Origin of the sequence: Streptomyces sp. AHU1 (assembly GCF_045343905.1) — a bacterium.
In the GTDB taxonomy this organism is placed as follows: domain Bacteria; phylum Actinomycetota; class Actinomycetes; order Streptomycetales; family Streptomycetaceae; genus Streptomyces; species Streptomyces triticiradicis.
Window position 1 is genome coordinate 4,125,282 of sequence record NZ_CP174283.1, and the last position, 12,471, is coordinate 4,137,752.

At 71.3% G+C, this 12,471-nt stretch carries 9 protein-coding genes; 3 read left to right on the forward strand and 6 right to left on the reverse strand.

Annotated elements, in window-relative coordinates:
- Positions 1-75: 75 nt before the first annotated feature.
- The gene (locus tag ACICHK_RS18385; protein WP_151469396.1) at positions 76-513 is read right to left on the reverse strand and encodes a MarR family winged helix-turn-helix transcriptional regulator; all 438 of its coding nucleotides are present in this window, start codon (positions 511-513) and stop codon (positions 76-78) included.
- Positions 514-657: 144 nt separating this feature from the next.
- On the opposite strand from ACICHK_RS18385, the gene ACICHK_RS18390 reads away from it, so the two are divergent.
- On the forward strand, positions 658-840 hold the full coding sequence (locus tag ACICHK_RS18390; protein ID WP_151469397.1) for a ribbon-helix-helix protein, CopG family: 183 nt from the start codon (positions 658-660) through the stop codon (positions 838-840).
- Positions 841-892: 52 nt separating this feature from the next.
- Here ACICHK_RS18390 and ACICHK_RS18395 read toward each other — a convergent pair whose 3' ends face one another.
- The gene (locus tag ACICHK_RS18395) at positions 893-2,344 is read right to left on the reverse strand and encodes an NCS2 family permease (protein WP_406837781.1); all 1,452 of its coding nucleotides are present in this window, start codon (positions 2,342-2,344) and stop codon (positions 893-895) included.
- A 236-nt stretch (positions 2,345-2,580) separates the two neighbouring features.
- On the opposite strand from ACICHK_RS18395, the gene ACICHK_RS18400 reads away from it, so the two are divergent.
- Together ACICHK_RS18400 and ACICHK_RS18405 are read left to right on the forward strand one after the other, a co-directional pair.
- Complete coding sequence (locus ACICHK_RS18400; RefSeq protein ID WP_151469399.1) at positions 2,581-2,856, forward strand: DUF2530 domain-containing protein; 276 nt, start codon at positions 2,581-2,583, stop codon at positions 2,854-2,856.
- A gap of 111 nt (positions 2,857-2,967) precedes the next feature.
- Positions 2,968-5,367, forward strand: coding sequence for a cation-translocating P-type ATPase (locus ACICHK_RS18405; protein ID WP_406837782.1), 2,400 nt, complete (start codon positions 2,968-2,970; stop codon positions 5,365-5,367).
- Between the two features lie 16 nt (positions 5,368-5,383).
- Here ACICHK_RS18405 and ACICHK_RS18410 read toward each other — a convergent pair whose 3' ends face one another.
- The 4 genes from ACICHK_RS18410 to ACICHK_RS18425 form a co-directional block, all read right to left on the reverse strand.
- Entirely contained in the window at positions 5,384-6,313 is a 930-nt protein-coding gene (locus tag ACICHK_RS18410) for a hypothetical protein (RefSeq protein WP_406837783.1), read from the reverse strand.
- Positions 6,314-6,612: 299 nt separating this feature from the next.
- Positions 6,613-7,392 carry a calcium-binding protein gene (locus ACICHK_RS18415; RefSeq protein ID WP_406837784.1) on the reverse strand — a complete coding sequence of 260 codons (780 nt, stop codon included), beginning with the start codon at positions 7,390-7,392 and terminating at the stop codon, positions 6,613-6,615.
- A gap of 245 nt (positions 7,393-7,637) precedes the next feature.
- Positions 7,638-10,799 (reverse strand): sacsin N-terminal ATP-binding-like domain-containing protein, encoded by a 3,162-nt coding sequence (locus ACICHK_RS18420; RefSeq protein ID WP_406837785.1) that lies wholly within the window; start codon positions 10,797-10,799, stop codon positions 7,638-7,640.
- A gap of 438 nt (positions 10,800-11,237) precedes the next feature.
- Positions 11,238-12,164, reverse strand: coding sequence for a DUF3027 domain-containing protein (locus ACICHK_RS18425; protein ID WP_406837786.1), 927 nt, complete (start codon positions 12,162-12,164; stop codon positions 11,238-11,240).
- Positions 12,165-12,471: the final 307 nt, after the last annotated feature.

Below are 12,471 nucleotides of genomic sequence, written 5' to 3' on the forward strand. Positions count from 1 at the left end.
GGCACGGGACCGGCGGTCCGGGCCCGGATCAGTGATCCGGGACGGGACCGGGGAGCGCACGAGGGCCGCCGTCGGTCAGATGTGCGCGAGCTTCTCCAGGACCGGAGCGGCTTCGCGGAGCTTGGCCCATTCGTCCTCGTCGAGGGCCTCGACCAGTCCGGCCAGGAACGCGTTCCGCCTGCGGCGGCTCTCTTCGAGCATGGCCTCCGCCTTGTCGGTCTGCGTCACCACCTTCTGGCGCCGGTCCTCGGGGTGCGGCTCCAGCCTGACGAGCCCCTTGGCCTCCAGCAGCGCGACGATGCGGGTCATCGACGGCGGCTGCACGTGTTCCTTGCGTGCGAGTTCGCCGGGCGTGGCGCTGCCGCAACGGAAGAGGGTGCCGAGCACCGACATCTCGGTGGGGCTCAGCGACTCGTCGACCCGCTGGTGCTTGAGTCGACGCGACAACCGCATCACTGCGGAGCGCAAGGCGTTCACGGCGGCCTCGTCGTCGCCATGGGTGAGGTCAGGCATGTTCTTTAGCGTAACTCATTACTCTCGCTAAAGAACAATGGGGTACCCATAACGCGCGCCATTGGACGCGGCGATCACTCATACGAGTGAGACTGCTCCGGGAAATGACCCGAATCCGGTCGGGAAGCGGCGACCCTCGACTGCATGGCGACCAGCGTGCTCAGCCTGCGCATCGACGGGGAGCTGCTCGACCGGCTCCGACAACATGCCGCGAAACGCGGAATGAGCGTCCAGGACTATGTGGTCCGGACGCTCATTCGCGACGACTTCGACGAGCGGTTCCAGACCGCCGTCGAGGAGACGGAGAAGTTCTACGGGGTCACGTGACCCCGCGTGCGACGCCGGGGGGCCGGGCGACCCCCCGCACGGCCGACGCCGCTCAGGTCAGGCCGAGGGCCGGCATGAGGTAGTAGAAGGTGAACACCGCCGCCACCACGTACATGGCGACCGGGACGTCACGGCCGCGGCCCGCCGCCAGGCGCAGCACGACGAAGGTGATGAAGCCCATCCCGATGCCGTTGGTGATCGAGTAGGTGAACGGCATCATCATCATCGTCACGAAGGCCGGGATGGCGATCGTGTAGTCCGCCCAGTCGATCTCCTTGACCGAGTGGGACATGATCAGGAAGCCGACCGCGATCAGCGCGGGGGTGGCCGCCTGGGACGGGACCATCGTGGCGACGGGGGTCAGGAAGAGGGCGACGGCGAAGAGCGCGCCGGTGACCACGTTCGCGAAGCCCGTACGGGCACCCTCGCCGACACCGGCCGTGGACTCCACGAAGCAGGTGGTGGCCGACGAGGAGGAGGCGCCGCCCGCGGCGACGGCGATGCCGTCGACGAAGAGGACCTTGTTGATGCCGGGCATGTTGCCCTCGGCGTCCGTCAGCTTGGCCTCGTCGCTGATGCCCATGATCGTGCCCATCGCGTCGAAGAAGCACGACAGCAGCACGGTGAAGACGAAGAGGATGCCGGTCAGCACGCCGACCTTGCCGAAGCCGCCGAAGAGGCTGAACTGGCCGATGAGCCCGAAGTCGGGGCTGGCGACCGGGTTGCCGGGCCACTTCGGGGTGGTCAGGCCCCAGGACGGGACGGTGGTGACGGCGTTGATGATCACCGCGGCGACCGTCATGGTGACGATCGAGATGAGGATGGCGCCCGGCACCTTGCGCACGATCAGCGCGAGGGTCAGCAGCGTGCCGAGGACGAAGACCAGGACGGGCCAGCCGTGCAGGTGGCCGTCGGTGCCGAGCTGGAGCGGGACGGTCGTCTGGGCGACGTCCGGGATGCGCGTGACGAAGCCGGAGTCGACCAGGCCGATCAGCATGATGAACAGGCCGATGCCGATCGCGATGCCCTTGCGCAGGCCGAGCGGCACCGCGTTCATGACGCGCTCGCGCAGACCGGTGGCGACCAGGATCATCACGACGAAGCCCGCGAGGACCACCATGCCCATGGCGTCCGGCCAGGACATCCGGGGGGCGAGCTGGAGGGCGACGACCGTGTTCACGCCGAGGCCCGCCGCCAGCGCGATCGGCACGTTGCCGATGACGCCCATGAGGAGCGTGGTGAAGGCCGCGGTCACGGCGGTCGCGGTGACGAGCTGCCCGTTGTCGAGGTGGTGCCCGTACATGTCCTTCGCGCTGCCCAGGATGATCGGGTTCAGCACGATGATGTACGCCATCGCGAAGAAGGTGGCGAAACCGCCGCGGATCTCGCGCGAGAGGCTGGAGCCCCGCTCGGAGATCTTGAAGTAGCGGTCGAGGGTGCTCTGCGCGGGCCGGGACTCCGGCTCCTGCGGGGCGGGGGCCTTGGTGGCGGCCGAGGTGGACATGCGGGTCCTCAAACGTGCAGGGGGACGGGACGTGATCGAGCCTGGTCAGTGGTCGTTCACCAGCAGGTTCCCCCAGGACACTGTTGGTGTTTCATACGAATACAACTGGCCAGACTCAGACAGTTTCAGTATGAACATATGAGTGTGAAATCGCTATCTCCGCGCGTAGACCCTTGCGGCGCATGGAGAGAGCGGGCCCGAACACAACCGGTCGCCGGCACTCGTAAGCTGTGCACATGGCGAAGTGGACCCCCAAGCACGAGGCGCCGGAGCCCCTGGAGGGCCCCGTGGTCGCCACCATCACGGGCGGCACGATCCTCTGGTTCGTCCTCTTCCTGGTGCAGCTGCCGTTCTACGGCTGGTTCGACGACCACGGACACCTGTGGTGGCTGGGGACCTGCCTGGCCGGCGCGGGCCTCGGACTGATCGGCATCTGGTACGTCCGCAAGCGCGACGCGGCGATCAAGCGCGCCCTGGCGGCCGGTCCCTCCGCCGACCCCGTGACGGAGTAGGGGTCCTTCTCCACCCACGGCAGCACGGCCCGCCGCCACCGCTCCTCCCCAAGTCGGAACTTCGGCCCACTCGGCGGGTGAAGCCGCATATCCGCACGTACCGTCGAAGGCATGACCCACACCGACGCGGGCGCCGGACTCGATCCCGCTCACCCCGTGCCCATACCCGCCTCCCGGCGGGCCGAGGGGCTGTCGGCCGCCGAGGTGGCCGAGCGGGTCGCGCGCGGCGAGGTGAACGACGTACCCGTCCGCAGCAGCCGTTCCATGGGCGAGATCGTCCGGGCGAACGTGTTCACCCGGTTCAACGCGATCATCGGTGTCCTCTGGCTGATCATGCTGTTCGTGGCGCCGTTCCAGGACAGCCTGTTCGGCTACGTGATCATCGCCAACACCGGGATCGGCATCATCCAGGAGTGGCGGGCCAAGAAGACGCTGGACTCGCTCGCGGTGATCGGCGAGGTGAGACCGACCGTCCGCAGGGACGGAGTGGCCGCCGAGGTGAGGTCGTCGCAGATCGTGCTCGGGGACCTCATCGAGATCGGGCCGGGCGACAAGGTCGCCGTCGACGGCACCTGCGCGGAGGCCGACGGGCTGGAGATCGACGAGTCGCTGCTCACCGGTGAGGCCGACCCCGTGGTCAAACACGCGGGCGACACGGTGATGTCGGGCAGCTTCGTGGTCGCCGGCAGCGGCGCCTTCACGGCGACGAAGGTGGGCCGTGGGGCGTACGCGGCGCAGCTGGCGGAGGAGGCGTCCCGGTTCACGCTGGTCCACTCCGAACTGCGCAGCGGCATCTCCACGATCCTCAAGTACGTGACGTGGATGATGATCCCGACCGCCATCGGCCTGATCATCAGCCAGCTCGTCGTCAAGCAGCACGGCTTCAAGGACTCCGTCGCGCGGACCGTCGGCGGGATCGTGCCGATGGTCCCCGAGGGCCTGGTCCTGCTCACCTCGGTCGCCTTCGCGATCGGTGTCATCCGCCTCGGCCGGAAACAGTGCCTCGTCCAGGAACTCCCCGCCATCGAGGGCCTCGCCCGCATCGACACCGTCTGCCTCGACAAGACCGGCACCCTCACCGAGGGCGGCATGGACGTCACCGAGCTGCGGCCGCTGAACGGCGCCGACGAGACGTACCTGCGCAAGGTCCTCGGCGCGCTCGGCGAGTCCGATCCCCGGCCGAACGCCTCCCTCCAGGCGATCATCGCCGCCTACCCGGACAGCGAGGAGTGGCGCTGCACCCAGTCCCTGCCCTTTTCCTCCGCCCGCAAGTACAGCGGCGCCGGCTTCAGCGAGGGCGACGGCGAGTCGAGCACCTGGCTGCTCGGCGCTCCCGACGTGCTGCTGCCCACCGGGGACGCGGCGCTCACCGAGACCGAGCTGCTCAACGAGGCGGGGCTGAGGGTGCTGCTGCTCGCGAGGACCACCAAGGACCTCGACGAGCCCGGCGTCGCGGAGGACGCGCGGCCCGCCGCGCTGGTCGTGCTGGAGCAGCGGCTGCGCCCGGACGCGGCCGACACCCTGCGCTACTTCGCCGAGCAGGACGTCAGGGCCAAGGTCATCTCCGGCGACAACGCGGTCTCGGTGGGCGCGGTCGCCGGAAAGCTGGGGCTCACCGGCGAGGCCGTGGACGCGCGCCGGCTGCCGGACGAGCGCGAGGAGATGGCCAAGTCCCTGGAGAAGGGCACGGTCTTCGGGCGGGTCACCCCGCAGCAGAAGCGGGACATGGTCGGCGCCCTGCAGTCCCGCGGGCACACGGTGGCGATGACCGGCGACGGCGTGAACGACGTCCTGGCCCTGAAGGACGCCGACATCGGGGTGAGCATGGGCTCGGGGTCCGAGGCGACCCGCGCCGTGGCCCAGATCGTGCTGCTGAACAACAGCTTCTCGACCCTCCCCTCGGTGGTCGGGGAGGGCCGCCGGGTCATCGGGAACATCACCCGGGTCGCGACGCTCTTCCTGGTGAAGACGGTCTACTCGGTGCTGCTGGCCGTGCTGGTGGTGTGCTGGCAGGTCGAGTACCCCTTCCTGCCACGCCACCTGACCCTGCTGTCCACGCTGACGATCGGCGTCCCGGCGTTCTTCCTCGCCCTCGCCCCGAACAAGGAGCGCGCCCAGCCCCACTTCGTGCGGCGGGTGATGCGGTACTCGATCCCGGGCGGGGTCGTGGCGGGAGCGGCGACCTTCGTGATGTACCTGATCGCGCGCCACTACTACACGGGGGAGGGCTCGCTGGAGGCGGAGACGAGCGCGGCGACGCTGACGCTGTTCCTGGTCTCGATGTGGGTGCTCGCGATCATCGCCCGGCCCTACACCTGGTGGCGGATCTGCCTCGTCGCCTCGATGGGCGCGGCGTTCCTGCTCGTGCTCGTGGTGCCGAGGCTGCAGCACTTCTTCGCGCTGAAGCTGGTCGGCACGACGATGCCGTGGATCGCGGTGCTGATCTCGGTGGTGGCGGCGGCCGTCCTGGAGTTCCTGTGGAGGTGGGTCGACCGCCGCGTTCCCGCGTAGGGGGTTGTCTCAGCGCTTACCGCACGTCGACGTAGTCACCCGTGGCGCTGACCGCCGGGGTGGTCGAGGTGCCCGCGAAGCTGTAGCGGAAGTAACCGTCGACGGTGGCCTTCGTGGTCGTCTTCAGGTTGCCGGAGCCGTCCGACTTGATGGTCTTGAGGGTCGTGTAGGTGCTGCTGCCCTTCTTGCGGAACTGCAGCTTCACCGACTGGCCCGTGTAGCCCCGGTAGGTGTGGGTCTCCCAGTCGGCGCGGGTGAGCTTGCCGGTGACCGTGACGGTCTTGTTCTTCTTCACCGGCTCCGGCGCGGCGTTGACCGTCAGCTTGGAGTAGCGCTGGAGCTTGCTGGTGATGTTGGGCATGTCCTGGTCGACGTAGCCGATCTTGCTCAGGTCGGCGTCGTCGTCGCCCGGGTCGACACCGTTGAAGGCGATCGCGGTGCCCATGGCCTTCCACGTGGTGGCGTCGGCGTTGGCCAGTTCGTCGGCCGGGTAGACGTCGATGGTGCCCTTGCACTTGGCGGCCTGGGTCCCGGCGGCGGTGCAGGAGGGGAAGTCGTCGCCCATCAGCAGGCCGGTCGGCTCGTCGTAGGAGCCGCGGTAGAGCTCGACGTCCAGGAAGAAGTCGTCGGCGGTGATGTCGACGTCGGCGGTGTACTTGATCTCGAAGGTGACCGGAACGGTGACCTGGTTGGAGACCCCGGCGACGATCGGCTTGCCCTTGTTGACGACCACGTTCGAGAAGTTCAGGCCGAGTTCGTAGGGCTCCCCGTCGGAGCCGGTGGAACCGGTGAACGGGGTCTTGCCGGAAGCGGCGCGGGCGGCTTCCCGCACCTTGGCGATGTCCGCGCGGTGGTCGTCGGAACCGGCGGCGTGGGCGCCCGGAGCGACGAGGGCGGAGAGGGCCAGGGCGCCGGAGACGGCGGCCACGGTGGCACGGATACGCATGCGATCCCCCCAGTGGAGACAGGGCCCGGATGTGGTCGTTCCTCACGGCTCGCGGTCACGGGGCCCAGGTGTCGGCGGAGTCTGATGACTCGTCAGTGAAGATCATCGAGGTGCCCGAACGGTTGCACCGGAGATGAATTTTTTGTGCGACCCGCACGAACACCTTCCGGTGCGGGGCGGCGAAACGGGCACACACATGGCCGGAACAGACAAAAATCCCCGGCCCTGGGGCCGGGGATTTCTGGTCACATCAGGTACTTCACATCAGGTGCTTCACACCAGGTGCTTCACATCAGGCGTCACTGCACGTCGACGTAGTCACCCGTGGCGTTGACGGTCGAGGTGGTCGAGGTGCCCGCGAAGCTGTAGCGGTAGTAACCGTCGGCGGTGGCCGTGGTCGTCGTCTTCAGGTTGCCGGAGCTGTCCGTCGTGATCGTCTTGAGGGTCGTGTAGGTGCTGGTGCCCGCCTTACGGAACTGCAGCTTCACCGACTGGGTGCCGTAGCCGTAGTACTTGCCGGCGTCCCAGCTCGCGCGGGTCAGCGCGCCGGTGACCGTGACGGTCTTGCCCTTCTTGACCGGCTCCGGCGAGGCGTTGACGGTCAGCTTGGAGTAACGCTGGACCTGGAAGCTCTTGGCGTTGTCCTTCTGCGTGTAGTCGGCGTCCTTGCCCGTGGCGATCGCCCAGACCTTCCAGCCGCCGGCCACCGAGTTGATCAGGTTGTACTGCGGCTCCATCTCGAAGGTCGACTTGCAGTTCGACGTCGTGGCGCTGACCACGGTGCAGGTGGCACGGTGGTTGCTGCTCGTGGCGACGGCACCGCTGTCGGACGAGTCGATGTTCGTGCCGTGGTACAGGATCGCCTGCGCCCAGTCGACGCCCGAGGCGTCCTTGACGGTGAAGCTGACCGTGATGGTCTTCGTCGTGGTCGCGCCGACGACGACCGGCTTGCCACCGTTCACGACGACGTTCGAGATCGTGGTGTCGCCTTCGACCTCGTCGGCGTGCGCGGCCGGCACGGCGAGGGCGGCGAGGGCCAGGGCGCCGGAGACGGCGGCCACAGTGGCTCGTATACGCATGGGTTCCCCAGGTGGAGAAGGGGTCCCGGCGCTGGTCGTTCCGAACGGTTCGTCGTCGGCGCGGGACCCAAGTGATCGGTGAGTCTGTTGACTCAGGGGGTGAGATTAGCGAGGGGTGCGCATGGTTGTACGGGTGGGGTGGAGCGGCCGCAGTCTTTGTGATCGCTTTACACAGCGGTGGCGGACGTGAGGGAACGCCCGGCCCCGGGGTGTCGCGGGGGCGGGCGTTCCTGGAGGGCTGGGGGTCAGTCGAACCAGCGGTCCCTGGCCAGTTCCTCGGTGCGGGACGGGTCCTCCAGCAGCGCGGCGACCTCGAAGCGGCGCGGCCACTGGCCCGCCGACCAGGCGAGTCCGGCGGCGACGCCCTCCAGGGTGGCGGCGTGCAGCACCCCGTCCCGGGTGCGACGCCAGTCGAGTTCGGTGCCGTCGACCACCAGCTCCTCGTGCTCGACGTACGAGGCGGGGGTCGCCGGGCCCAGCAGGACCCGTACGGACTCCGGTACGTCGTGCTCGGTGCCCTCGGAGGTCACCTCGCCGGTGACCGACTCGCTGAGCCGCCGCACCTGGAACAGCTCGGCGAGCTCCGCGGCCCGCGACGGAGGCACCGGCAGCAGCGGCACCCCGTCGGTGAAGGCCAGCAGATCCGGGGAGTCCACGACCACCGCGTCGGCCGCGTCCACGACCCGCACCTCGCCGTCCACGACCGCCCGCAGCTCGTCCGGCAGCGTCACCTGCTCGGGGTCGAGATCGGCCAGCGCGCCGTACAGGGCGTGCAGCTGCGCTCCGGTGACCGGGCGCCCGGGGTCGGCGAGCCGGTCGAGCAGCTCGGCCGCTCCGCCCGGCTCGTCGAGCAGGGCGGCCACGGACGTGCGCACGCCGAGCGCCCGCAGGACCTGCTCGTCCTCGAAGCCGGTCGCGTCCGCCTCGTCGTACAGCCCGCGCAGCAGCGGATCGCCGCCCGCGGCCCGCAGACCGGCCGGGCGGCGCCCGTCGAGCACCGGGTGCCCGCGCAGCCACCACGCCGTGTACGGCCGGACGATCTCGTGCGTGCCGTCCGGGAGCAGGATGCGCACCTGCTGGATGATCGCGTCCCGCAGCGGTGGCTGGGCGAGCAGCGCGAGGGCCTCGGGCCACCGGTCGTCGTCCACCAGGTCCAGGTCCCGCACGGCCACGATCTCGGTGGCGACGGGCGGCACCGGGGAGTCGGGCAGCCGGTCCAGGACGTCCTCGCACCACACGTCCACCGCGTCCAGCAGTCCCGCGTCGTCGGGCTCGGCGAAGTCCCCCTCGCGCGGCTCCAGTTCGTCCGGGTCGAGCACGACGTCGGTGGCGCGCACCAGGGCGAAGCCCGCGAGCACCCCGCAGGCGGCGAGCGGCTGCTCGCCCCAGCGCTCGGTCAACTCGGAGTCGACGAAGGCGAGTTCGTCCTCGCGCATGATCCGGGCGAACGGACTGCCGGGCAGCACGAGTTCACCGGCGGGAACGAGCTCGCCCTCGTCGTCCGGCAGGGCGAGCGCGCCGAGCCAGGGCTCGTCACCGGGTTCGAGCGCGGCGTCACGGGCCAGCGCGAGGACGGTGTCCGCGAGCTCCTCCGCGTCCAGGGTGTCCTCGTCCCACGCCCCGCCCTCGTCGTCGAGCGAGGCGGCCACCGCGGCCCGCACCTGCGGGGTGGTGAGCACCGCGCGGGGCGAGGCCGGCAGGGCCCCCAGCTTCTCCAGGAGCGGGTGGGCCGCGTCCGGGTGCGCGACCTTGAGGCCGAGCCTGGCGAGCGTGCCGGGGGCGACCAGGGACTCCCCGGCGGTGGGCAGCAGGATCTGGCGGGGCCCGATCGTCGTGCGGCCGTCGGCCAGCGGCACCGGCAGTCCGGACAGCCGGTCCGGGTCGACCCCGGCGAGGCTGTCGTACAGCCGGTACCACCACTCGGGGTCCTTCTCCAGGCCGGCCAGCCGGTCCACGGCCTCGGTGAGCGCGACCCGGGCGACGCCCAGCGTGCGCAGCTCCACCCGCCGTTCGAGCCCGGCGGGCAGCAGACCGGTCAGCACCTCGGCGAGCACCCGGACGGTCTCGGCGCCCGCGCCCTCCACCACCTCGGCGTCCCGCGGCCGCAGGGCGGCGGGGTTCTCCGCGGTGCTGCTCGCGGGCCAGTCCTCGGGGGCGTCGACGCTCGGCAGCCGGTCCGGCGGGGCGGCGGGCGGCAGGAACGCGGTGCGCGGCAGCCGGTCCAGGATCGCCTGCCGCAGCGCTCCGTCCAGTTCGCCCTTGCCGAGCGGGCCGGGCACCAGGTCGATGATCCCGGCGTCCACCGGCCGCCAGGAGGCGAGGAGCTCGGCGTAGGCGTCCGCCGCGCGCTCCACCAGGAAGTCCGTCAGCGGGCCGGGGGCGGCGTGGCGCCGGGTGGTGTCGAGCGGGAACGAGGCGATGAGCAGCGCGGGCACGCCGAGGGCCTCGTCGCTGGGCGTCGGCGCGTGCACGACCGGGCTGGTCCGGGGGCGGGCCGGGGCTCCCTCCCTGTCGACCGGGACGGCCCAGGTCACGGACCAGTGCGGGCGCAGGCGCTCCTCGACCGGGCGGTCGGCGAGCAGGGCGGCGTCGAGGGGGCCGTGCGCGGCGACGGTGCGGTAGCGGGTCGTGCCGTCGCGGGAGTCGTCGATGACGGTGCCGTGCTCGGCTCCCGTCCGGCGCAGGGTGCGGACCTCGGCGTCGCCGATCTCGACGACCACTTCCTCCAGGCCCGGGAGGGCCAGCAGGAGGGCGTCGTCGACGGTGCGCAGGAGACGCTCGGCGAGGTCCTCGGCGGCGGCGTCGCGCAGCGGCAGGATCACGGCGGTGTCGTACGGGTCCGGGGCGGTGCCCTCGGCGGCGAACGGCAGCCGCAGCAGCGGTACGTGGCCGTCCCGTCGGCGGATCTCGTCGCCGAGGCCGGGGCTGTCCGTGGCGGTGCCGGCGGCGAGGTCGCGGGCCTCGGCGAGCGCCCAGCGGACGCCGCCGTGCCGTCCTACGACGGCGGGTTCGTCGGTGACGGCGAGGACGGCGGCGAAGCCGACGCCGAAACGGCCCACGGCCGTGCCGGGGGCGTCCCGCTTCGCGGAGGCCCTGAGGGTGGCGAGCGACTCGACGCCGGCCGCGTCGAGGGGGGCGCCGGTGTTGGCCGCCACCAGGACGCCGTCGCGGAGCGTGAGGCGCAGACGGCCCGGGGTGCCCGCGCGGGCCGAGGCGTCGGCGGCGTTCTGGGCGAGTTCCACGACGAGGCGGTCGCGGTACCCGCCGAGGACGAGGTCCTCCTCGGCGTTGGCGTCCTCGCGGAACCTGGCCGGGCTGGTCGCCCAGGCGTCCAGCACTCCGCGGCGCAGGCGCGCCGTGCCGAACGGGTCCGCGCCCTCGGCGGCCGGCCGCACGAACTTACTCACGGGTTCACTCTCCCTCTCGCCTGGCGCGACCGCGAGTGCTGCACCGGGTCGCGGCACGAAGGTACCGCGCGCGGTCGGTCGCTCCGGGCCGGTGGGGGGTCGGGGCCGCGCCAGTACATCCGCCCGCATCCGAACGGATCCCATCGGCGCTGAGAAGTGCGGGTGGGTGCTGATCCGTCCGGCCTGCGGGCATTCGATGTACCGGCACGGCCCCTCCCGCCGAATCCCGACTGCGGGTGCAGGATCCAGCCGGTCACAGCCCCGACCGGCGAAAGTTTCAGCCCCTCCGGCGTTTGAGGAGCGGGGTCTGGGGCGGAGCCCCAGGGACGGGAAGGGTAGGGGCGGAGGGGGCGAAAACAGGCTGGGCCCGCGCCCGTGCCGGGGATGGTGCGGGCGCCGGTTCCCCGGGGCCGACGAAGGCCCCGGGGCCGGAGAAGACTACGAGTGGCCCAGTTCCGCCTGGGATTCGTCGGTGGTCGCCGGGACCGAGCCCGAGTCGGGGGACGGCCGCAGCGGGAAGGGGTCCACCTGGGTCTCGTCGATCACCGGGAGCGGCGGCCGCGGAGGCTTCGGCATGACCGCGGCCTCCGAGTGCCCCCCGCACCCGTACGCGAGGGACACCACACGCCCGTCCGCCGGCGAGAACTCGTTCGCGCAGACACCGAACGCCTGTCCGAGCGAGCCCCCGATGCGGTTCAGGAAGCCACAGCTGACGCACGACGCGGGCGCGGCCTGGGCCATCGCCGTCCTGGCTCCGTAGGAGTCCTCCCAGCGGTCGGCCGCGACGTGCAGCCCGTACCGGGAGAGCACCCGGGCCCGACGGAGCCCCAGCTCCTCGGCCACGGCGGTGATCGAACCCCGGCGCGGGGCCATCGGCAGGTTCGCGGGCGTCCCCGCCGTCACCTCCGCGTCCTCCGCCTCCACCAGCTCGGCCATGTCCTCGGAGACCGCGGAGTTCGGGGCGGGCTCGTCCTCGCCGGACCAGCCCGGCTCCAGCCGGAGGTCCTCGGCGTCCGTGGGCAGCAGGTCCCCGGGGCCCAGGTCGCCGGGACGGAGCCGCTCGCTCCACGGCACCCACTCCGGGGCCAGCAGCGCGTCCGTGCCGGGCAGCAGGACCGTCTCGTCGAGGGTGACGATCTTCGCGCGGGAGGCGCGGGCCACGGTCGACGCCCAGCGCCAGCCGCGGTAGCCGGGTTCCTTGCACTCGAAGTAGTGCGTGACAACGCGGTCCCCCTCGGAGACCATCCCGAGGTGTTCGCCGACGACGCCGGGATAGGCGGCTTCCTCGGCGGCCGCGCGGGCGAGGTCGACGGCCTCCGCGCACAGACGGTCCGGGGTGCGGCTTCGCGTTGTCGCTGCGCTCACAGGTATCGCTTCTCTCCTACGCCGTCTCACGGGTGCGCCATTCCTCGGCGGGGGTGCGGACGGAGCGGACCGGTGGGCCGCGTCGACGTCCGCGCCCGATCGCACTCGGGCGCACCTACGCCATCCATTCTGCGGGATGGCCGAGAGGCGCGCGGCCGAGAACAATCGCCGCAGGCGCGTTACGCACGCTACCTTCTCCTGGCTCCTGGGCCCACACCGGCGGCCGTCTTCGGTGCTCCGCGCCGGGATCTTTGCCGCCCCGCGACCCGTTCTCCGCCGCCCCGCGGCGATGCCCCGGCGCTCCGCA

Coding starts and splice junctions, on each gene's coding strand:
- ACICHK_RS18385 (WP_151469396.1), bottom strand. CDS start 513: ATGCCTGACCTCACCCATGGCGACGACGAGGCCGCCGTGAACGCCTTG.
- ACICHK_RS18390 (WP_151469397.1), top strand. CDS start 658: ATGGCGACCAGCGTGCTCAGCCTGCGCATCGACGGGGAGCTGCTCGAC.
- ACICHK_RS18395 (WP_406837781.1), bottom strand. CDS start 2,344: ATGTCCACCTCGGCCGCCACCAAGGCCCCCGCCCCGCAGGAGCCGGAG.
- ACICHK_RS18400 (WP_151469399.1), top strand. CDS start 2,581: ATGGCGAAGTGGACCCCCAAGCACGAGGCGCCGGAGCCCCTGGAGGGC.
- ACICHK_RS18405 (WP_406837782.1), top strand. CDS start 2,968: ATGACCCACACCGACGCGGGCGCCGGACTCGATCCCGCTCACCCCGTG.
- ACICHK_RS18410 (WP_406837783.1), bottom strand. CDS start 6,313: ATGCGTATCCGTGCCACCGTGGCCGCCGTCTCCGGCGCCCTGGCCCTC.
- ACICHK_RS18415 (WP_406837784.1), bottom strand. CDS start 7,392: ATGCGTATACGAGCCACTGTGGCCGCCGTCTCCGGCGCCCTGGCCCTC.